General features: G+C 48.0%; 17 protein-coding genes. 10 read left to right on the top strand and 7 right to left on the bottom strand.

The genetic code is table 11. The features are described from left to right. Nucleotides 1-27: 27 nt before the first annotated feature. Complete coding sequence (locus P6574_RS19090; protein ID WP_310621804.1) at nt 28-741, bottom strand: alpha/beta fold hydrolase; 714 nt, start codon at nt 739-741, stop codon at nt 28-30. 41 nt (nt 742-782) lie between these two features. Continuing rightward, nucleotides 783-1,547: a bifunctional 2-polyprenyl-6-hydroxyphenol methylase/3-demethylubiquinol 3-O-methyltransferase UbiG gene (gene ubiG / locus P6574_RS19085; protein WP_310621803.1), complete on the bottom strand. Its 765-nt coding sequence runs from the start codon at nt 1,545-1,547 to the stop codon at nt 783-785. Nucleotides 1,548-1,704: 157 nt separating this feature from the next. Here ubiG and P6574_RS19080 point away from each other — a divergent pair, with 157 nt between their 5' ends. The 6 genes from P6574_RS19080 (at nt 1,705) to P6574_RS19055 (ending at nt 10,298) form a co-directional block, all read left to right on the top strand. Next, entirely contained in the window at nt 1,705-2,955 is a 1,251-nt protein-coding gene (locus tag P6574_RS19080; RefSeq protein WP_310621802.1) for an aspartate kinase, read from the top strand. 113 nt (nt 2,956-3,068) lie between these two features. Beyond that, nucleotides 3,069-5,336 carry a phosphoenolpyruvate--protein phosphotransferase gene (ptsP, locus tag P6574_RS19075; RefSeq protein WP_310621801.1) on the top strand — a complete coding sequence of 756 codons (2,268 nt, stop codon included), beginning with the start codon at nt 3,069-3,071 and terminating at the stop codon, nt 5,334-5,336. A gap of 86 nt (nt 5,337-5,422) precedes the next feature. Continuing rightward, entirely contained in the window at nt 5,423-6,496 is a 1,074-nt protein-coding gene (gene prfA, locus P6574_RS19070; protein ID WP_310621800.1) for a peptide chain release factor 1, read from the top strand. Between the two features lie 8 nt (nt 6,497-6,504). Then, nucleotides 6,505-7,374, top strand: coding sequence for a peptide chain release factor N(5)-glutamine methyltransferase (prmC, locus tag P6574_RS19065; RefSeq protein ID WP_310621799.1), 870 nt, complete (start codon nt 6,505-6,507; stop codon nt 7,372-7,374). A gap of 438 nt (nt 7,375-7,812) precedes the next feature. Further along, nucleotides 7,813-8,550 carry a DUF4167 domain-containing protein gene (locus tag P6574_RS19060; RefSeq protein WP_405048120.1) on the top strand — a complete coding sequence of 246 codons (738 nt, stop codon included), beginning with the start codon at nt 7,813-7,815 and terminating at the stop codon, nt 8,548-8,550. An 812-nt stretch (nt 8,551-9,362) separates the two neighbouring features. Continuing rightward, a complete protein-coding gene (locus P6574_RS19055; protein ID WP_310618894.1) occupies nt 9,363-10,298 on the top strand; it encodes an IS110 family RNA-guided transposase in 936 nt (311 codons plus the stop codon). 49 nt (nt 10,299-10,347) lie between these two features. Here the strand turns inward: P6574_RS19055 and P6574_RS19050 are convergent, their stop codons facing one another. Then, nucleotides 10,348-11,763 carry an L-serine ammonia-lyase gene (locus tag P6574_RS19050; RefSeq protein WP_310621797.1) on the bottom strand — a complete coding sequence of 472 codons (1,416 nt, stop codon included), beginning with the start codon at nt 11,761-11,763 and terminating at the stop codon, nt 10,348-10,350. Between the two features lie 482 nt (nt 11,764-12,245). On the opposite strand from P6574_RS19050, the gene P6574_RS19045 reads away from it, so the two are divergent. Continuing rightward, on the top strand, nt 12,246-13,040 hold the full coding sequence (locus tag P6574_RS19045; RefSeq protein ID WP_310621796.1) for a MipA/OmpV family protein: 795 nt from the start codon (nt 12,246-12,248) through the stop codon (nt 13,038-13,040). Between the two features lie 36 nt (nt 13,041-13,076). Here the strand turns inward: P6574_RS19045 and P6574_RS19040 are convergent, their stop codons facing one another. Further along, nucleotides 13,077-13,931, bottom strand: coding sequence for a pentapeptide repeat-containing protein (locus P6574_RS19040; RefSeq protein ID WP_310621795.1), 855 nt, complete (start codon nt 13,929-13,931; stop codon nt 13,077-13,079). Between the two features lie 224 nt (nt 13,932-14,155). Between P6574_RS19040 and P6574_RS19035 the strand changes: the two genes are divergently transcribed. Continuing rightward, nucleotides 14,156-14,596 carry a L,D-transpeptidase gene (locus P6574_RS19035; RefSeq protein ID WP_310621794.1) on the top strand — a complete coding sequence of 147 codons (441 nt, stop codon included), beginning with the start codon at nt 14,156-14,158 and terminating at the stop codon, nt 14,594-14,596. Nucleotides 14,597-14,652: 56 nt separating this feature from the next. Here the strand turns inward: P6574_RS19035 and P6574_RS19030 are convergent, their stop codons facing one another. Further along, complete coding sequence (locus P6574_RS19030) at nt 14,653-15,684, bottom strand: patatin-like phospholipase family protein (RefSeq protein WP_310621793.1); 1,032 nt, start codon at nt 15,682-15,684, stop codon at nt 14,653-14,655. Nucleotides 15,685-15,741: 57 nt separating this feature from the next. Continuing rightward, a complete protein-coding gene (locus P6574_RS19025; protein WP_310621792.1) occupies nt 15,742-16,524 on the bottom strand; it encodes a 3-hydroxybutyrate dehydrogenase in 783 nt (260 codons plus the stop codon). 268 nt (nt 16,525-16,792) lie between these two features. On the opposite strand from P6574_RS19025, the gene ispG reads away from it, so the two are divergent. Continuing rightward, nucleotides 16,793-18,082 carry a flavodoxin-dependent (E)-4-hydroxy-3-methylbut-2-enyl-diphosphate synthase gene (gene ispG, locus P6574_RS19020; RefSeq protein WP_310621791.1) on the top strand — a complete coding sequence of 430 codons (1,290 nt, stop codon included), beginning with the start codon at nt 16,793-16,795 and terminating at the stop codon, nt 18,080-18,082. Then, entirely contained in the window at nt 18,072-18,938 is an 867-nt protein-coding gene (locus P6574_RS19015) for a carbohydrate kinase family protein (RefSeq protein WP_310621790.1), read from the top strand. Before ispG ends, P6574_RS19015 begins: the two co-directional genes overlap by 11 nt. Before the next feature lie 536 nt (nt 18,939-19,474). Here the strand turns inward: P6574_RS19015 and P6574_RS19010 are convergent. Further along, the gene (locus P6574_RS19010; RefSeq protein ID WP_310621789.1) at nt 19,475-20,617 is read right to left on the bottom strand and encodes a murein L,D-transpeptidase family protein; all 1,143 of its coding nucleotides are present in this window, start codon (nt 20,615-20,617) and stop codon (nt 19,475-19,477) included. Nucleotides 20,618-20,678: the final 61 nt, after the last annotated feature.

Below are 20,678 nucleotides of genomic sequence, written 5' to 3'. Positions count from 1 at the left end.
GGGTTACAAGAGTAATCGGAGATTCCCTTAAACTACAATAGGAGCCTGCATCCATTGAATTAGTGCGCCATTCACTTCTTCAGGGCACTCCAGTGGTGATAAATGCCCACAATTTTCAAAGAGTTCCAGTTTACTGCCGGCAATTGCACTATGCATTTCATTGGCAAGAGAGACGGGTGCGACCTGATCCTGAATTCCGACAATAATCAGCGTCGGGCAGCGAATATCACGTAAAATTCCTCTGTGATCTGGCCGCCGAATCAGCGCATTTTGTTGCGCTATAAAAACATCAGGACCAATTTCCTCGGCCATCTCGAGGGCTGCCTTTCTAATTTTGACATTTGAGATGTTTTGAGGTGCGACAAGGCTGGAGTACTTGGCAATATTCAGCTTAACAAATCGCCCTCTCTGGGCCAATTGGATTTCTTTTTTTCTTCTGGCAAGCTGTTCAGGTGTATTCGTGTGAGCATGGGTGCTGAGAAGGGCCAGACGTTTGACGCGTTCAGGCGCGAGGCGCATGATTTCCATTGCCACGTAGCCCCCCATAGAGTGACCAACAAGAGAAAATTGTGGCGGAGCTTCTTCAAGCAGTTGCTCCGCAATCCCTTTGAGAGAGGGTTTTTCACAGGTATTTGCAATCAGAATTGAATAGGCGCTTAACGCTTGGCACTGTGATTTAAAAACTGCCTTGGTGAGCGCGAGCCCGGGAATGAAAACGATACTCTCATTGTTTGTAGACATATAGTTTCCTTTCTGGGGTGTTTTTTATTTTTTGCTTTCGTCTATCCTGCTCTACGAGCAATGACCATGTAGTTCACGTCCAGATCCCGAGAGCGGGACCACTGGTCCAGAAGCGGGTTGAAACTCACTCCGCAGTCCTCGAAAATTTGAAGGCCGGCAGTTTCAAGTGGGCCTTTAATTTCCTCTGGACGGACAAGCTTATCATAGGAATGAGTTCCCGCAGGCAGCCAACGTAAAACGTGCTCTGCTGCAATGATAGCAAGGGCGTAAGCTTTTAGTGTGCGATTTATGGTTGCGACAAACATAAGGCCACCTGGCTTTACCATCGAGGCAGTTGTTTCAAGGAAAAGAGGAACATCTGCAACGTGTTCAACAACTTCCATGTTGAGAACTATATCAAATTTTTCGCCATTGGCAGCCAGCTCCTCGGCAGTCTCGCAGCGATAGTCTATATTCAAACCAGATTGCTCAGCATGAATTTTGGCTACATTGATATTGGTGGTGGAAGGGTCAGCTCCGATAACATCTGCCCCCATTTTTGCTATGGGTTCGCTTAGCAATCCGCCACCGCAACCGATATCCAATATACGTAGCCCTTTGAGAGCATGGGCAGATTTCTCGTCTCTTTCAAAGTGAGCGGATGCATATTCCTTAATGTAGGAAACTCGTACCGGATTGAATTTATGAAGTGGTTTGAATTTACCAGTTGGGTCCCACCATTCATCCGCTATCGCAGAAAAGCGGGCAACCTCTGAGGCGTCGACAGTGCCATGGGTTCCGGATGCGGATTTATCTGCCTGATGCATTGCATAAGTCTCCTTCAATTGAGGTAACTGGTGGTTCTTTAGAAGGTTTTTGTCAAGCCACTGGTTGCAGTGCCGGTTTCGTGCCTGTATGGAATGGTCTGAGTAACGTGGCAGTTAAAGTATGAGCCACTTGGCCCTCGGAGGAATTAAGGTAGCGATGGCCCGTTTAGTTATGAAATTCGGCGGCACCTCCGTCGCTGATCTGGATCGCATCCGCAACGTCGCGCGGCATGTGAAAAGAGAAGTTGATGCTGGCAACGAGGTTGCTGTGGTCGTCTCAGCCATGTCTGGCGTCACAAACAGCCTAGTCGGTTATACAAAGGATGCTGCGGCCCTGCACGATGCACGCGAGTACGATGCTGTTGTGGCCTCAGGAGAACAGGTGACATCTGGCCTGTTGTCAATTGTTCTGCAAGATATGGGCGTGGATGCCCGTTCATGGCAGGGGTGGCAAATTCCCATCCATACCAATGAAGCCCACGGTGCAGCCCGCATCGCGCGCATTGAAGGGAAAACGCTTATCGAGCGCCTCGAGCGCAAACAGGTAGCCGTTATCGCTGGTTTTCAGGGTCTTGCCCCGGATAACCGCATAGCCACCCTTGGCCGTGGCGGCTCGGATACCAGCGCCGTTGCAATTGCAGCAGCGATCAATGCGGACCGATGTGATATCTATACAGATGTTGATGGTGTCTACACCACAGACCCGCGAATTGTGACCAAAGCCAAACGCTTGGAAAAGGTTGCCTTTGAAGAGATGCTGGAAATGGCCTCATTGGGTGCCAAAGTCCTTCAGGTTCGATCTGTTGAGATGGCTATGGTGCATGGTGTGCGGACCTTTGTGCGCTCCAGTTTTGAGGATCCTGATGCTTCGCAAGTAGGCGAAGGGGGCCTCCCACCGGGTACACTTATTTGCGACGAGGACGAGATATTGGAACAGCAAGTCGTAACGGGTATCGCCTTTTCGAAGGACGAAGCTCAAATTTCAATCCGCAATGTGGCAGACAAACCTGGTGTTGCCGGTAGAGTGTTTGGCCCCTTGGCGGACGCGAACATCAATGTGGATATGATCGTTCAGAATATTTCACCTGATGGAAAGATGACGGACATCACTTTCACCGTGCCGGAAACCGACTACGACCGGGCACGCAAGGTGATTGAAGAAAATGTCGAAGAAATCGGTTTTGAAAATATTCAAGGGGCGACGGATGTTGTGAAAGTATCCGTTATTGGCATGGGGATGCGATCCCATGCTGGTGTCGCAGCGGACTGCTTTAGAGGTATGGCCGAGAAGGGAATTAATATTCGGGCAATCACAACGTCCGAAATAAAAATTTCCGTTTTGATCGACTCTGCCTATACAGAACTTGCAGTTAGAACGCTTCATTCGCTATACGGTCTGGACGGATAACCGTCGGGCGAGTCGACATTGAAACCCGTCTCGGCATACACTAGAGGCCGAGGCCAAATATTGTTGCACGAAGATTTTGTGCAACACTACCATGAGAATAGGTAGGGCAGGGCATGCGCAGCAGCTTGGCCGGACCGCGTGTTCTTCTGCGTCGCCTGCGAGAGGTGATGGCAGAGCCGAGCAATGCGCAGGAACGGCTTGATACAATTGTACAACTGATCGCGGCAAACGTAGTTGCAGAGGTTTGCTCTGTGTACATTTTGCGTGCAGACGGTGTGCTGGAGCTATATGCAACTGTCGGCTTGAATAAGAATGCGGTTCACCAAACTGCCTTAAGGGTCGGGGAAGGCCTTGTTGGCCAGATCGCCTCAGATGCCCGCCCTTTGAACCTTCCCAATGCTCAAGCCCACCCTTCTTTTGTTTATCGTCCTGAAACTGGTGAAGATAGTTTTAACTCCTTCCTCGGAGTACCCATTTTGCGGGCCGGGCGCACGCTTGGTGTTCTTGTTGTCCAGAATATGTCCCACCGAACTTATTTCGAGGATGAGGTCGAGGCTTTACAAACTACGGCGATGGTTATTGCTGAAATGGTGGCAGCTGGCGAGCTGGAAGCTTTGGCCCAGCAAGGAACAACAATTGATGTAGTGCGCCCGCTACACCTGAAAGGTGTGGCTCTTTCCGAAGGGATTGGTCTGGGGCATGTGGTCCTGCATGAGCCGCGGGTTGTTATCACAAACCTGATTGCAGAAGATGCCGACACGGAAAAGGAGAGGTTGGACGAAGCCGTTCACCGCCTGCGTCTTTCCTTGGACAACATGCTTTCAAATGGAGAATTCTCCCAGCATGGTGAGCACCGTGAGGTTCTGGAAGCTTATCGTATGTTCGCCTATGACCGTGGGTGGGTACGCAAAATTGAAGAGGCCATCCGTAATGGCCTGACCGCAGAAGCTGCCGTGGAGAAGGTGCAAAGTGATACACGGGCAAAAATGCTCCGGCAGACAGATCCATATTTGCGTGAGCGGTTACATGATTTGGACGACTTGGCTCACCGTCTGATCCGTGAACTCATGGGCAGGGGCAGCGGTGCTGATGATGATTCCATGCCGCAAGATGCCATTCTCGTTGCCCGTAATATGGGTGCAGCGGAACTTCTTGATTATGATCGGGACCGGATTCGTGGTCTTGCCTTGGAAGAGTGCGGGCCAACAAGCCATGTGACAATTGTGGCGCGGGCGCTTGGTATTCCCACTGTTGGACAGGTTGAGGATGTTGGTACGCTCGCGGAAGCTGGCGATGCGATCATCATCGACGGCGAAGGTGGGCGCGTCTTTTTAAGACCTCCATCGGATGTAGAGGAAGCGTTTGCTGAAAAAGTACGATTCCGGGCGCGGCGGCAAGAGCAATATAGGCAGCTGAGGTCCAAGCCGTCTGTAACGAAGGATGGAACGGATGTTCTTCTTCAGCTGAATGCGGGATTGCTGGTTGATCTGCCAAACCTGGTGGATGCTGGTGCGTCCGGTGTTGGGCTTTTTCGTACGGAATTGCAGTTCATGGTGGCCTCGTCATTCCCGCGTATGCGCGAACAGGAAGCCTTTTACACGAAGGTGCTGGATGCAGCTGGCGATAAGCCTGTGACGTTCCGTTCTCTGGATATTGGCGGAGACAAAGTTCTTCCCTACATGCGTTTGGCGCAAGAAGAAAATCCTGCCATGGGGTGGCGAGCCATCCGGTTTGGCTTGGATCGTCCAGGCCTTTTACGAACGCAGATCAGGGCAATGCTACATGCTGCGGCCGGTAGAACTTTCAAGCTCATGTTCCCTATGGTTGCCGACGTGGAGGAGTTCCGCAGGGCAAAGGACTATGTTGAGCGGGAGCTTAGGCACCTGAGCCAGCATGGCCATGAAGCTCCAAAAGAGTTGCTGCTTGGGGTTATGGTAGAAGTTCCAAGCCTGCTTTGGCAGTTGGAAGAGTTGTTCAAAGAAGTTGACTTCGTCTCTGTTGGGTCTAACGACCTCTACCAGTTCTTTAATGCGGCAGATCGTGGAAATGCCCGTGTTGCGGATCGATTTGACCCTTTAAGCCCAAGTTTCCTTAGGGCCCTTCGTGATATTGCCCAAAAAGGTGCGGTAATGGATGTACCAGTAACCTTGTGTGGTGAGCTTGCAGGCCAACCCATGGCCGCGATGGCTTTGTTGGGCGTCGGGTATCGGAGCCTGTCCATGTCTCCATCCTCAGTCGGTCCGGTGAAGACCATGGTGCGTGCTCTGGACTTAGTTAAACTCCAAGATACGCTTTTGCCATTGCTGGAACCGGGGCAAGCCCCCGATAATCTGTTGGATATTCTAACAAGATTTGCATCGGAAAATGATATTCCGGTATAGCTAGCCAATCTCTTGGTATTTGGGGCATGCAATGCTATGCCCTGCAAAAGCTTTTCCAGCCAAAGTCGTTAAGGAGTGAAACGCGAATGCTTGCGCAAGAAAAACTAAATACACTGCTTTCGCGATTTGACCAGATTGAACATGAAATGGCATCGGGACCCGAACCGAAAGTTTATATTCAGTTGTCGCGGGATTATTCCGAGCTGGAACCGATCGTGAAAGCTATTCGTGAGCTGCAGAAAGCGGAGAGCGAACTGGCGGATGCTCAAGCTATGCTCGAAGACAGCAGCCTTGATGCGGACATGAAAGAGCTTGCACAGACAGAACGGGACGAGCTCTCTAGCGCTGTTGAAGAACTGACCCAAAAGGTACGCATTGGCCTTCTTCCACGTGATAAAGCGGATTCGCACGACGTAATTCTGGAAGTACGTGCGGGAACTGGCGGGGATGAGGCAGCTCTGTTTGCCGGTGATCTGTTCCGAATGTATCAGCGCTTTGCTGATACAAGGGGATGGAAGGTAGAAGTTCTTTCCACCAGTGAAGGGGATATGGGCGGTTTTAAGGAAATCACTGCCGCCGTAACTGGCCAAGAGGTTTATGCTAAACTGAAGTTTGAATCCGGCGTGCACAGGGTGCAGCGCGTTCCGGACACAGAGTCTCAAGGACGTATTCATACATCCGCTGCAACCGTTGCTGTTCTTCCTCAAGCTGAGGAAGTGGATGTTGAAATCAACCCGGCAGACCTGCGCATTGATACATACCGCGCTTCCGGGGCTGGTGGTCAGCACGTGAATACAACAGATTCTGCTGTGCGTATCGTGCATAATCCGACGGGGATTGTGGTTGCCGTTCAAGACGAACGGTCTCAGCATAAAAACAAAGACCGGGCCATGAAGTTGCTTCGCGCCAAGATTTATGAGGTTGAGCGGGAACGCGCTGCCAGTGAGCGCACAGAAGCGCGCCGCTTGCAGGTTGGGTCAGGCGATCGTTCTGAACGTATCCGCACCTATAACTTCCCTCAGGGGCGTGTAACAGACCACCGGATCGGGTTGACGCTGTATAAGCTGGATCAGATGATGGCAGGTGAGGCAACAAGTGAAGTGATAGACGCTCTTATCATGGACCATCAAGCTAACCTTCTTGCTGCGGAAGGTCTTTGAGGTAAACCTTGGCTGGTACGCGGAAAACTGTTGAACAGCTTTATCGGGAGGTACGCTCCTCACTGCATGAGGCAGGTCTCCCGAATGCGGGCCTCGATGCGCGGATTTTGGTTGCTCACACGCTTGATGTTGAACCTAAGTCTTTGATATTACATTATGACAAGGCGGTTCAGGAGCAAGCTGAGAGGATAGTGAAAAGTCATGCGGAGGCTCGGATCTCCGGTACGCCAGTTGGCCGCATTTTGGGGGAGCGAGAGTTCTGGGGGCTTCGCTTTCAGCTGAATGAAGCAACTTTGGAGCCACGCTCTGATACGGAAACGCTGATTGAAGTTGCCCTTGAATACTGTGAGCGTACTAAGGGTATCGACTATCCTTGGACATTTGCAGATATTGGAACTGGGACCGGAGCCATAGTTGTCGCTCTGCTCAGCGAATTGCCCAACGCCAGAGCTGTTGCTGTTGACCTGTCGTTGAAGGCTGCTGAAGCGGCCTTAAGGAATGCACGGCTCAATGGCGTAGGGGATCGGATACTGATTACCTGCAGCTCATTCGTGGATCCGCTAGGGCAAGGCTTTGATTTCATAGTCAGTAATCCGCCTTATATTCGTAGTATTGTTGTTGAGGGGCTTTCCAGAGAAGTGAGAGAGCATGATCCCATGCTGGCGCTTGACGGTGGTGCCGATGGCCTTGATGCGTATCGTGAGTTGATGGGATCTGGTAAAAAGCTGTTGAAACCAACAGGGCGGCTTGTAATGGAAATTGGATATGATCAAGCTGACGACATTCTTCAACTAACTGAAAAATATCAAGCTTTTCTAGAATCTTGCCAAAAAGACTTAGGAGGAAATGATAGAGTTGTTACCGTTGCTTATCCATGAAACACCAAGGAATGCTTGAATCGAAAAAAATGCCTTGGAAATCTTCGCGGAAGGGGCTAGGGTCATACCACCGGCACGCGATGGCAGTGCGTAGCTGAATATGGGGCGGGTGGTCAATATACGTAGTTACACCTGACTAATCCTTCTTCAAGCGCCAAATGCTTGAAGAGTATGGGGTTCCCGATTATCGCGATTACTGGCGACTATTGACATCTGTCTATAGTTTTCACTGTCGGTTTAACATATTGTAAACTAAAGAATTGCGGGTGTTTCCATCCGCGTTTAATGGCCATTGTGGCTAATTCAACAATTACAGAGAAAACGGCATATTGGAGTTCCAGGGGGAATCCTTTTGTCCAATGGAAGGTCAGCCCCGGCTGATCGCCGTTCTTGGAAGTTAACGGCAGAATGAGACCAAATAATCAAAATAACAAACGTATGCGCAGTCGGAGCCGCAAAGGACCCAACCCGCTTACAAGGACGTATGAGTCTAACGGACCAGATGTCAAAATCCGTGGTACAGCCCAGCATATCGCTGACAAGTATCAGCAGCTAGCGCGCGATGCGCAGGTTTCTGGTGATCGGGTAATCTCCGAAAACTATAACCAGCATGCAGAGCACTACCTCCGGATTATTGCAGCTGCCCAGCCACAACAAAAAGAACTGCATCAATCGTCCTCACATGGCAATCGTCATGAAAACGAGGCGAATAACTCAGAATCTTCTGAGAACGTTGTTAGTCTGGATGCGGCAGGTGCGGCAGAGCAGGTGGTTATTGGTCTTGATACTCCACAGCCCTTCATTGATCAGGCTCCAGGACTTGTAAAAGATGAAAAGCCGGTAGAAGGCGCTTCTTCCAGTACTGAGGGGAGCGAAACAGAGGCAGCTGCGGAAAGTTCATCCGATACCGAGGAAGAAACCCAGCGCCGCCGCGTTCGCGGTACAAGAGGACGTGGTGTCCGAAGGACGCCTCCAGTAGTTTCAGAAGATGAAATAGCACCAGAAGGTGAAGACAAGCCCGAACGTGCACCGCGCCGTACTCCACGCGCAAGAACTCCTAGGGGCGTTCGCACAACGCGCTCAAGGACACCGCGGGCATCGCGCTCTACTGACACCGAGCTACCAACCATTGATGTCGCTCCAGCTCTTGAGCCTTCTGAGAACTCAGATAGCTAATCATCTCTTATAGAGATTTGCTGAATAGACCTTGTGATATAAAGAGGCCTGCGGTTACCGTTTACAGTAAAGTTCATGCTTATTTACGTATGAGTGAATATGTAAGCCAAGGGTTAAATCAGATATGTAAACGTACACACCATGTATAGCAGTGTGTACGTTTATTGTCTCAAAGGGACTTCATCCAAAACTTGGCAATATCATTAATGGATATCTTCTTCGTTTCACGCTTTTACTGACTGACAAAATTCTTCTCGAAGGTAAGAGCGCACATTCTGAGAGAAGTAACTCCTCACTTATGCTACATACTTTTGAAATCGCATACTGGTTTCGCGAATTATATCTATTCAGACTGTTTATGATATGTTCAGCTTTCGCTAGGAAGTGTTCTGATTTTATGAAGTGCGTTTGCTCCTCCCTTCAGTGTGAGGGGAGGAGCTTCACGAAACACTGTTTTCCCTAAAAGGGAAGCGCGTTAGTTGCCTGTTTTTGTTGTCTGCCCCCTTAGAGCATATCGCGTTCATTTGCATTCACGCTGTGCACTCTAACTTATTTATATTGAGCGAATTCTTGTCGTTTGATTGAACCCAATCAAACGGAACGCGCTTGTCTTATGCTTTTTAGTGTCTTCTGCGAATATAGGCCAATGGCCACCGTATTGAGTCGGGAGGGCAGTGGCGGTGGTCGGATCGGGACGCGCTAGGTCACAAGGGACCGTTTTAGAGTATGATCGGCCACCGTCTTCGCAACAGGCCTGAACGGATACGCAGCAGCCCAAAGCTCTGCACGACAAGCATAGGATACTTGCGAAGATGTCTGAGGTTACCATTGGTGTCGATATTTCGAAAGACCATCTTGATGTGTACTGCCTGCCGGATGAGCAGAGCAAGCAGTTTACCAATACAGCTGCAGGGTACAGACAGTTAAAAAGCTGGCTGAAAGGCCTGCCTGTCGCTCGAATTATTTTTGAACCCACAGGTTCTTATCACGGCGCTTTTGAGTTGGCATTGTCGGGTTCCTATCCTCTGAGCAAAGTTAACCCATGGCAAGCACGCCGGTTTGCACAGGCCAAAGGCAAGAGGGCGAAGACGGACCGGATTGATGCGCGCCTGCTGGCCCAAATGGGGCAGGATTTCCAGTTGGAACCAGACAAGCCAGTCGATGCAAGCCTATGTCATCTCAAAGAGATACGCGTTGCACGTCAAGCTCTTGTAAAAGAAGCCACGCAACTGGAGAACCGGTTGAAAACACAACGGGTGAACCTGGTTCGCAAACAGACACAGCAACGCCTGAAACTCGTGCGAAAGCAATTGGAGGCCCTTAACGCCGAAACTCAAAAGCAAATTGAGCAGAGCCCTCAAAGGGCGCGGGCAGCAAAGATTTTACACTCTATTCCCGGGCTGGGACAGGTCGCCGTCGCGGCGCTGGTGATTGAAATGCCAGAGCTTGGACAATTATCCCGTAAACAGGCCGCTGCTCTGGCGGGGCTGGCCCCCATGACCCGCCAGTCAGGACGCTGGCGGGGCGCTGCTTTTATTCAAGCAGGGCGCAAGCCGGTACGCGATGCACTCTACATGCCTGCCGTTGTTGCCAGCCGTTATAATCCAGACCTGAAAGCCAAATACAACCAGATGCGAGCGGCTGGTAAGCCTCCCAAAATCGCCATAATAGCTCTCATGCGTAAGCTAATCGAACTGGCAAACGCTCTCATAAAAGCGGACCGGCAATGGCAACCAAAAACGGCTTGACCAAGACGGATACTCTAAAACAAGCAAAAGTGAGGGCAGGCTTTGCCAATCAGCATTCCGGAAGGTTCACAGCTAGTCCACCCAAACTTGTCTCCTTGTATTTCGTATTCATTTCCTCGCCGGTTTGCCTCATTGCTTTTATGCAGTTGTCCAATGGCATGAAATGGTCTCCGTCGCCTCTTAAAGCTAGTGAGGCTGCGGAAACGGCTTTAATGGCACCTAAGCCATTGCGCTCAATACATGGAACTTGCACCAACCCTTTAGCGGGATCACAGGTAAGACCTAGGTGGTGTTCAAGGGCAATTTCTGCGGCATTTTCAATTTGCTCATTGCTCCCTCCCAAGGCTGCACATAACCCCGCTGCTGCCATCGCGGCGGCGGAACCAACCTCTCCTTGGCATCCAACTTCAGCACCAGAAATAGAAGCATTGTGTTTGATAATACCGCCGACAGCTGAAGCCGTGAGTAGAAATGTGCGGATTCCCTCATCACTACTACCAGGGCAGTGTGTGCGATAGTATTTGATTGTGGCGGGGATTACTCCTGCAGCCCCATTTGTCGGAGCTGTTACCACTTGTCCACCAGCGGCGTTTTCTTCATTCACAGCCATGGCATATACGGAAACCCAGTCGTTCACTGTATGCGGCATTTTCATATTGTTACCGTGCTCGTCATCAAGCTGTTTTTTGATTTGTGCAGCTCGCCTTTTGACGTTGAGCCCACCGGGTAAAATGCCCTCACTGTTGAGGCCGCGTTGGATACAGTTATCCATGACTGTCCAGATCTGCCAGACATTAGCATCAAACTCTTTTGAAGTTATGGCTGTGAGCTCATTGGCTCTCTTCATTTCTGCGATGGTTTTCTTGGATGCTTTTCCCATCTCCAGCATTTGTTGTGCAGAGGAAAAGGGATAGGGTTTCGGTCCGGATATTGGGGGGCCGTCTGTTTCAGATTCTGGGTTCTTTTTAAGCCGCTCCAGTTCGAGAGCAGTTACAACGAAGCCGCCGCCAATGGAATAATATGTTTCTTGAAAGTGAAGCTTTTCGGCAGCATCGAATGCTTCAATAACCATACCGTTGGCATGCCCGGGGAGCTCTTCATTGAACTCAAATATTACGTCTTGTTCCGGGTTGAACTTCAGCGGTGGTAGGCCATTAAGCTCTAGTGTTTTGGTTCGGTTAATCTGTTTCTCAAGTATCTCAACTTCGGCAGGATCAATTGTTTCTGGAGAAAAGCCAGCTAGACCTAATACGACCGCCCGATCTGTCGCATGGCCTTTGCCTGTCCAAGCAAGTGAACCGTAAAGAATTACCTTGATAGAAGCAGGAGCTCCGGAGCCAGGCCATTGGCTGCGGCCATTTCTCAAAGTATCGAGGAAGCGTTGTGCTGCTGTCATTGGGCCCATGGTATGAGAGGAGGAAGGTCCAATTCCAATTTTGAATATTTCAAAGATACTCAGAAACATATTTCAATCCGAATGCGGGTCGTTAGGTCGTTCAGCCTAGACCCTGTTTGCCATGGATTCTAGCGGTCAGCTGTGCTTTGCTTCGAAATCCAGCTAGAAAGGTGCGGTATATAGCAGAAACATTGCGATATTTGTGAGTGAAATAGTTTTTTCTAGTGCAGTATTCAGTTTTTCACAGGCTCTAAGTAAGTAATATTAGATTACTTTTACGTAACTTTGGAAATTGCCAACTGTTTCGACATTATGAATATTAGAAATGATTGGTAACCTGCCTGGTTACAGAAGCACCTAAGGCGTATTACAGGTGTTTTTGCTCTCCATGTTGTCCTAGCTGGACATTAGGTGATGTAAGTGCGTAGCATGACGAAGACATTAAGGATTTTATGCCTTTGGGGGCTGGTTGCGTAACTAAGTTCTCCGCTGTTGGGAGTGGACGTTCTCTGCAGGTGTATCTCTCGAACTATTGGAAGTGACTGTTGAAAATGGGGCTTTCTAATGTAGCTGCTAGCCGACTTGCTGTCTTATGCATTAGTATCGGTGTGTCGCAAGCTTTCGCGAAAGATGAAATTCTACTTGGTTCGATGACACCCGAAGAGATGCAAAAGCAATACGTGGTCGATATTGGCTTAGCAGGGGTTGTATCAAACAAATACGACGGTTCAGACAAATACAATATCTACCCCCTGCCTCTCATTGCATTTAGCCGGTTTTATTTGCCTGCCCTTGGACAAGTTAAAGATGGTGTTCAAGGAGGCGTCTTTGTCTATCCGTCTTTTGGATATGTTTCAGAGCGTAAACCTAGTGATGGTGAAAAGCTAAGGGGGACGCGGAAGATTGACTGGGCTGGAGAAATTGGTATTGGAGGCGGTTACCGCCACGATTGGTTTCGAGGATTTATAGAAGTTCGTCACGGATTTAATGGCAATACCGGGGTCGTTGGACGAGCTGGTTTGGATTTTATTTATAGTCCCTTGGAGCAATGGACCTTCAGCCTTGGTCCGCGGGCTGATTTCGCCGATAGCGACTATATGGAAACGTATTTTGGCCTGTCGTCTAGCGCAGCTTATGGGCCGTATAGTGCAGATGGAGGGTTTAAAAGTGTAGGGCTTGTTGGGCGGGTCAGTTACTCTGTTATGGAGGATATTACATTACATCTTCAAGGAGGCTGGGATCGTTTAATTGGGGATGCTTCTGACAGTCCTGTGACTGAAACCGATAACATGTTCACCGTAGCATTGGGAGCGACTTACAGATTTGATTTCAATCTGTTTGACTGAGAACGGTAATGGGTTTCGCCATATATCTTTCAAATATCAATCAGTACAGAGTTGCATTTGTATTGAGCTGGGCAATATCGTCGCTTCGTCTCGACAAGAATCGATAAACTGAACGGATTCAATCCCAGTTGCACCTGTAAAATCCGCCCCGGCCAATCTGGAGCGCCGGATCAAAACTCCAGAGAGTTGAGTGTTTTTGAAGCTGGCGTTCGTCAAGTCTGAGCTTGTAAAGTACGTATTGCGAAGGTCACTACCATCGAAGCGTGCTTCAGTTGCATTAACTCGGTTCATATTAAGTTCGTTCAGGCGGGCTGACTTTAAATTTGCTGCAATTAAATTCGCTCGTTCAAAGCTTGCGCCAGAGAGTTTCGCCCCTTGAAAACTAGCTAACTCGGCGTTTGCGCGATTAAAAATTGCTCCCCTAATATCTGAGTTAGAAAAATCAGCTTCTTTTATATCAGTTGAACGGAAATCAGCGCTGCGAATATCAGCGTTACGGAATTTTCCTTTTGGAACGGTTGCTTTTTCAAAATCTGTTCCTCGCAGTTGTGCTCCGTCAAAAATACTGGTTGCTAAATCGGCCTTTTCGAAAGACGCTCTTCGCAAGTCAGCATCTGTAAAGTTTGCACCAACAAGGTTTGCTTTTTTCAGATTTGCTTCTCTCAGTATGGCACCGGAAAGGTTTGCCCCCTTAATATCAATACCTCTCATTTCAGCCATTAGAAAGTTACAGGCTTGGCAAGAACCGGTAGTTTCGAGAGTCTTAATTGACTTTTTATAGTCTTCGTTGGCCTCAGCCTCATTCCAAGAGATAACCGAAATTATTACGGGGAGAGCAACTATAGTTCTCATCAGTTTATCTTGAGTGAGTAAGCTGCGTAAAAAGATCATGTGAGTACAACCCCTGAAGCTGATTGCCCAAGTATGCCTTGCATATCTTAATTGAATGCTGGGAGCCTCCAAAGAATTGGATTAGGGTAAATAATAGAACTACTAAAATTTATTATTATAATTCAACTGGTTAAAGTAATAGGCTGTGCCATCATAACTACGGGAAACACTACCACTTTTCTCTAGGCTGAACTAACAAGAAGTAGTTGAGTTTGGAGTTGGCAATGTGGAAGTCGTACCTGTGGTTTGCTGTGTTATGCTTTATCGCGATCGTTGAGTTCGGCAATGTAAATAATGCATTTTCAAAAAACATAACTGCAAAAATAGACATTTCTGACCAGACAATGACAGTTTATGTGAATGGAGTACCGCAGTACTTTTGGTTGGTATCAACCGCCAGTAAGGGATATAGAACTCCAACTGGCACTTTCTCTCCATTTCGCATGCATGAGGTTTATTTTTCCGAGCAGTACAATAATGCTCCCATGCCTTACTCTGTATTTTTTTATAAGGGCTACGCAATTCACGGTACAACTGCAGTTAAAAGCCTTGGTCGTCCGGCTTCGCATGGTTGTGTTCGTTTAGATCCTAGTAATGCTGCTGTACTGTTCAGTCTGATTAAAACCTATGGCCCGCAAAATGCTAGAATTGTTATTACTCAATAGAGATGAAAGTATGTAAGCGCTATAGATTTATGCCTTACCTTTGCCAAGCAAGCCCGTTAACTCACTTCTTGCTTAAGATTTAATGTACTATTGAAACCAATGCTGTCGAAGTGGACTTCTGCCCAAGCTTCAGCACATTTTCTTCCAATCTTGAAAAGTAGCTCCAAGAATTCTTCTTGAGGGTTGATTTTTGAGGAGGCACCAAAGGGCAGTAAATCTTTAGTCGCCTCTATGCGATGCATGTGAACTTTTGTATATTCATTGGGGTCAAGCTTTTCCTGATCTATCAATCGGGATACGAATTCAATAGCCCTTAGCTCTCGCAGTAATGTTGAATTGAATGTTATTTCGTTGAGACGTTCTGATATTTCAGAGGCTGTTCGTGGAATTTCCTCACGAATAACAGGGTTGATCTGGATGAGTAGAATATCAGTCTTTCCTCCTTCGTTAAAAAGAGGGAACAAAGGAGGGTTTCCCATAAACCCGCCATCCCAATAAGCTTCGCCATCAATTTCAACTGCTTGATAGACTTGGGGTAAACAACAGGAGGCAAGTAAGGCGTCTGCTGTTAACTCAGTATCAGAGAAGACTTTAATTTTCCCTGTACGAACGTTTGTTGCGGCTACATATACATCAATAATGTCACAATGGCGGACGCGGTCGAAGTTGATGTGATCGTTTATGATAGATTTTAGCGGGTTTATGTTCAAAGGGTTGAATTGATAGGGTGATATGAGCCGGGAAGTGAGGTCCCACCCAACATACACTGGAGAGTTATCCAAACTCCAGTTTCCCAAGAGAACATCAAGTGGCCCGCGCTGGAATGGACTTGTTTTACCAGCTTCAGCTACGGCTCTCCAGAAGTCTCTCAGCGCTTTTCGTGCTCCCTCTTGCCCACCTTCTACAAGCCCGTCAGCAAGAACAGCTGCGTTCATTGCTCCAGCACTTGTCCCCGAAATTTTACCTATTTCAAACTGCTCGTTTTCTAACAACCAATCCAGAACACCCCATGTATAGGCGCCATGAGACCCGCCGCCTTGAAGCGCAAGATTTATCTTTTTGACTTTCTTTTTCCGAGTAGTCGCCATTAAGGCCTCCAAAGTTAAAGAGTAGTCTACAGTCTTTTCCAGAGCAGTTTGTTTGATTTAGGCGGCGGTCCAGCCACCGTCCATGGAAAGTATGGCACCGGTCATTGAAGACGCTGCATCGGAGCATAGGAATAATGCAAAAGAAGCGACCTGATCGACTGTGACAAACTCTTTCGTCGGCTGAGCGGACAGGAGGATATCGTTTTTCACTTGCTCTTCTGTTAGTCCGCGCGCTTTCATAGTGTCCGGAATTTGCTGCTCTACTAGGGGGGTCCACACATAGCCAGGGCAGATTGCGTTGACTGTGATGTTGTCTCGAGCGACTTCCAGCGCCACGGTTTTAGTTAAACCTGCAATGCCATGTTTCGCGGATACGTAAGCCGCTTTAAAGGGAGATGCGACAAGAGCATGTGCTGAAGCGGTATTGATGATCCGCCCCCATCCTGCCTGCTTCATCAAAGGAATACTGTGACGTATCGTATGAAATGCTGAACTTAAATTGATAGCTAGGATGGCATCCCATTTGTCCGCAGGAAAGTCTTCAACTGGATCAACATGTTGAATGCCAGCGTTGTTAATCAAAATATCAACTGAGTTAAGCTGGTTTTTCGCAAGTTCAATCATACCCTCAATCTCATCGGGCTTAGTCATATCTGCGTTGGAATAAAGGCACTTAACCCCAAAGTCTCTTTCAATAGAGACCCGTTCCTTTTCGATGTCTTCGCTGTCACCAAAGCCATTGATGACTATATTGGCTTTGTGTTCTGCGAGCTTGCGGGCGTATGCCAGCCCTATGCCCGAAGTGGAGCCTGTGATGACTGCTGTCTTACCTTCGAACATGGAAGCCCCCGGCCTTTTGTTTCAAAACTGATAAAAGAATCTACGAAGAAAATTATGCCGAAACCATAATGTTTTGAAGTTTGCTTAAATGTAAACTAAGCTTAATAAGTTTTCTGCGCTTTGGGTCAATTTATCGTTATTTCGAGACTAATATTACTCAGTTTCGTCATGTGTTTCTATTTGTGTGCTCCTGAGGTTTCTCTCATATTGACAGGAACCGCGTCATGCGGCAGTTGCATTGTTGAATTTTGATTCTCTTGGAAACGCTATGACACCCAATAAGCCGCTGTATCTTTCTACCCCTCTTAGCCGCCGCTCTTCTATCCCTGTTGATGTGGGGGGAGTTGTTGTGGGAGGTACTGCTCCCATTGTGGTTCAGTCTATGACGAATACGGATACTGCTGATGTGGATTCTACCGTAGCTCAAGTAGCAGCACTTGCTAAAGCGGGCTCTGAGCTTGTCCGGATCACAGTCGACAGGGATGAAGCTGCTGCTGCCGTCCCTCGCATCAAAGAGCGCTTGGATCGATTAGGAATACACGTGCCACTTATTGGTGATTTTCACTATATCGGGCATAAACTTCTTGCAGATCATCCAGCCTGTGCGGAGGCATTGGACAAGTATCGAATAAACCCAGGTAATGTAGGCTTCAAAGCAAAAAAAGATCTGCAATTCGGTCAGATCATCGAAACTGCAATCCGCTATAACAAGCCAGTTCGCATTGGGGTAAATTGGGGGTCTTTGGACCAAGATCTTCTCACACACCTTATGGATGAGAACCAAGAAAACGGATCTTTACTCACAGCGCAGGAAGTGATGCGTGAGGCAATTTGTCGTTCAGGTTTACTTTCCGCCCAAAGAGCCGAAGAGCTGGGGTTGTCGCGAAATAAAATTATACTATCAGCAAAAGTATCTCAAGTTCAGGATCTTATCGGGGTATACACTGATCTGGCTCAGCGTTGCGATTATGCCCTTCACCTTGGCTTGACAGAGGCAGGGATGGGAACGAAAGGAATTGTTGCTTCTTCTGCCTCTATGGGAATTTTGTTACAACAGGGGATTGGTGACACTATCCGTATTTCTTTAACACCTGAGCCGGGTGGGGATCGCACGAGGGAAGTTCAGGTTTCTCAAGAACTTTTGCAGACAATGGGGTTCCGGAGCTTCGTTCCTATCGTCGCAGCTTGCCCCGGATGCGGGCGCACGACTTCTACGGTCTTTCAAGAGCTTGCTCAGGACATTCAGAACCATATACGGGAAAGCATGCCTATCTGGCGCGAGCAGTACCCTGGAGTGGAAGCTCTGAATGTTGCGGTTATGGGCTGTATTGTAAATGGGCCAGGTGAATCCAAGCATGCGGATATAGGGATTTCTCTTCCAGGTACTGGCGAGACACCAGCAGCGCCTGTCTTCATTGATGGGAAAAAGGCCATGACCTTACGTGGTTCTGATATAGCTAATGAGTTCAAGCAGTTGGTTTTGGAGTATATTGAAGGACGATATGGAGCCGATCAAAGAGTGCTCGAGGAAAAAGGACTGACCGGCGATGTCACTTGAGCGATTTAGTAAGAGAGGGAAACTACCAGCGCCCGTTCAAAAAACTATAAAGACTGTTCTTTTTATAGGAGAACAGTCACTTTGTCCGACAAAAGGCAGCCGCGGGGCGGTTTTTGCAATAGAGCGCCTAGGCCATAGGGTTATTTTCATACCCACGGCAACGGTAGTTGCTGGTGAAACTGTATTTACTGAGGCCAATTCCAACTTTTTGAAGAGTGCTGGTACAGCTTTTTCAGCTACAGATATTGATGCGGTTCTGGTTGGTAATCTCTATTCGGAGGACCAGGCGACATTAACGGAACAGCTTTTAAGAGATTTTGTTGCCGTTAACACTAGTTTAAAAACTCTTCTTAGTGTGAGTGCTGTTAGAGAACTACATTTGGCAGGTCATACAGATTCACTTGGGCAGATATGCAGTTATCTGATTGGTGATATGAAGAGTATTTCCAACTATGCAAACTTTCCAGCTGATTGCGAGGCAGAACTGATCGCTGCGGCACGTTCCCTTGAAATTGAAAGAGTTCTTATTACAAATGCCCCAGCAATGCGGCGGAATTCGCACTCATACTTGCTTGTAGGACCATCGGGGAGCACGTCAGTAGAACACTCTAAAGTACCCGGCTCAGATTTTGATTATGGTTACCTATTAGAGGCTCTAATGCTTGTTCGACTATTGGAGGGGCAACGGGATGAAGATGCGTTGAAAGTATCCGCAGCCTCCGTTTTTGAGCTGGCAGCAAAGAGTGTTCGAATGGGTGCGCAAGAACTACTGTACTCGCAAAATCAAGAGGCCCTCATCAGGCCCATGGCATTGGTGAATGACAGACGCGTGGTTGAAGGCTCTATTCCGAAATAATTGAGAAACCCATTATGGAAAATCTAGTCGCAGGCGTGGGTGCTTGCCAAGAAGGTTGGTTAGTCATTTTACGGAGCTGTCGGGATAGGGGCGGTGAAAAGGTTTCCAAACAAGCTTTTCATCTTTTTCAAGAATTCATGAATGAGATTCAGTTATTAAGCCTGAGCTGGAGAGTTTCATATACGAGGTTCACCCTGAAATAGGGTTTTGGCGACTTAATGGAGATAGGCCAATCCAATTACCAAAGCGGATTAAAGGAATTGCAAGTAAATAGGGCCTGGATATGAGGCAGGTTATACTTGTCAACTTTAGTTTTTTGCAGATTTCTTTAATCAATCACCTCCAGAAGGCTCCTGTCGGACAGACTTGTTGGACGCCTGTGCGAGTGCTGTTATTGCGGAAAGGCTGTTGACTGGAGCTGCTCAGCCGTTTCCCAAGAACTTTCAGTGCGATGCCCGTGGCTTAAGGGTGGCCCATCTGGGCATGACACAAATAGCTTAGAATTTCTTATCATACTCTATGAGGCGCAAAGTGTTTTAAGGTAGCGCTTTGGGCTGTGGTACTGCGTTGATAGTTGGCACGGATCTATTGTCATCCTGTGGGATTAAATTATTAAATACGGTCAAAAATCCTTGCTTCTTGCTTTCTGATTTTTCGGCCTGACTTTGTATAGGTGCCAATGATAGTTGTGCAGCTGTTGGTTGTTTAGGTGAGGGGCCAGAGGCTTGCTGTAATGCTAAGGATGAACGGGCCGGGCCTTGTTCATTTCCAAAGAAACTGGCAACAGCATCTTGGCGTTCTTTTCTTCGAACTGATGCTGTTTGGTACTCTTGAATTTTGAGATTGTCGCTTAATTGTTTTTGGGCGACTGCTTTGGCAACTCTTTGAGGAACCTCATAGGCGGGACAAGAGTTTCTAGGGTTAAAGCGTGCGCCTGAATTCTTTAAGTTCGCATTAAAGACGTATTTTTTGTCACAAACATCAATTTTGGGCGGGCGACCAGTTACTTCAAAGTGATCACTTCCTTCTTTCAGCATTTTCCAAAATTCGTAGTGCTCACTACCCGAGTGCTTTGCCATGTTTTTTGCTGTCATGCGAAATGGGAAGGCATGTACTTGAAACTTACGCTGCCCTCCTAAGAAACTTTCTCGTGCCAGAGCGTAGATATCGGAGATTTGCTCATCGGTCATAGCGTAGCAACCGCGCGATGAACACGCACCGTGGACCATCAAAAAGGTGCCTGTGCGATCGTGTGCACGATCATACTTGTTTGGAAAGCCAAGATTGAATGCAAGGTAATAGTCGGAATTTGGGTTCATTTGAGCCCGAGAAATCTTGTAGAAACCTTCAGGTGCTTGTCGGTCGCCCTCTTTGAATTTCGGCCCGAGTTTTCCTGACCACTTACAGATTTCAAATGTTTCCAGTAGCTCATAAGTACCGGAGCGAGCTTCTTTCCAGACCTCTAGTTCCGACTCTTCTTTGAATAGTCGTACGAGAATAGGAGAGTGTTCGTCCATGGAGTAGCGCTGAATTTTGCGCTTGATGGAGTCGCTGATGGGCTTTTCATGTTTCGCACCCATATATTCGCTGCCCTGGCACGCAATCAGTGTAGATGCCAGTGCAATAGCAGCCAACGGTCTGGTCATATTTTTCAAGCCAGCGATGAATGGTGAAAACATGAATACGCCCCTAAGTTAATTCACTGGCAAATCTAACTCCCCCGAAGCCTGCCAGTCTTCA

The organism is Pseudovibrio sp. M1P-2-3, assembly GCF_031501865.1.
Lineage (GTDB): Bacteria > Pseudomonadota > Alphaproteobacteria > Rhizobiales > Stappiaceae > Pseudovibrio > Pseudovibrio corallicola.
Note: the sequence above shows the minus strand (reverse complement) of the source record. Positions and strands in the feature narration are given on the sequence as shown.

What these genes read in the sequence shown, in the direction of transcription:
- P6574_RS19025 (WP_310621792.1), bottom strand. Translation starts at nt 16,524, where the DNA reads ATGTTCGAAGGTAAGACAGCAGTCATCACAGGCTCCACTTCGGGCATA.
- P6574_RS19040 (WP_310621795.1), bottom strand. Translation starts at nt 13,931, where the DNA reads ATGATCTTTTTACGCAGCTTACTCACTCAAGATAAACTGATGAGAACT.
- P6574_RS19090 (WP_310621804.1), bottom strand. Translation starts at nt 741, where the DNA reads ATGTCTACAAACAATGAGAGTATCGTTTTCATTCCCGGGCTCGCGCTC.
- ubiG (WP_310621803.1), bottom strand. Translation starts at nt 1,547, where the DNA reads ATGCATCAGGCAGATAAATCCGCATCCGGAACCCATGGCACTGTCGAC.
- ptsP (WP_310621801.1), top strand. Translation starts at nt 3,069, where the DNA reads ATGCGCAGCAGCTTGGCCGGACCGCGTGTTCTTCTGCGTCGCCTGCGA.
- P6574_RS19045 (WP_310621796.1), top strand. Translation starts at nt 12,246, where the DNA reads ATGGGGCTTTCTAATGTAGCTGCTAGCCGACTTGCTGTCTTATGCATT.
- ispG (WP_310621791.1), top strand. Translation starts at nt 16,793, where the DNA reads ATGACACCCAATAAGCCGCTGTATCTTTCTACCCCTCTTAGCCGCCGC.
- P6574_RS19035 (WP_310621794.1), top strand. Translation starts at nt 14,156, where the DNA reads ATGTGGAAGTCGTACCTGTGGTTTGCTGTGTTATGCTTTATCGCGATC.
- P6574_RS19030 (WP_310621793.1), bottom strand. Translation starts at nt 15,684, where the DNA reads ATGGCGACTACTCGGAAAAAGAAAGTCAAAAAGATAAATCTTGCGCTT.
- P6574_RS19080 (WP_310621802.1), top strand. Translation starts at nt 1,705, where the DNA reads ATGGCCCGTTTAGTTATGAAATTCGGCGGCACCTCCGTCGCTGATCTG.
- P6574_RS19055 (WP_310618894.1), top strand. Translation starts at nt 9,363, where the DNA reads ATGTCTGAGGTTACCATTGGTGTCGATATTTCGAAAGACCATCTTGAT.
- prfA (WP_310621800.1), top strand. Translation starts at nt 5,423, where the DNA reads ATGCTTGCGCAAGAAAAACTAAATACACTGCTTTCGCGATTTGACCAG.
- P6574_RS19060 (WP_405048120.1), top strand. Translation starts at nt 7,813, where the DNA reads ATGCGCAGTCGGAGCCGCAAAGGACCCAACCCGCTTACAAGGACGTAT.
- P6574_RS19050 (WP_310621797.1), bottom strand. Translation starts at nt 11,763, where the DNA reads ATGTTTCTGAGTATCTTTGAAATATTCAAAATTGGAATTGGACCTTCC.
- P6574_RS19015 (WP_310621790.1), top strand. Translation starts at nt 18,072, where the DNA reads ATGTCACTTGAGCGATTTAGTAAGAGAGGGAAACTACCAGCGCCCGTT.
- P6574_RS19010 (WP_310621789.1), bottom strand. Translation starts at nt 20,617, where the DNA reads ATGTTTTCACCATTCATCGCTGGCTTGAAAAATATGACCAGACCGTTG.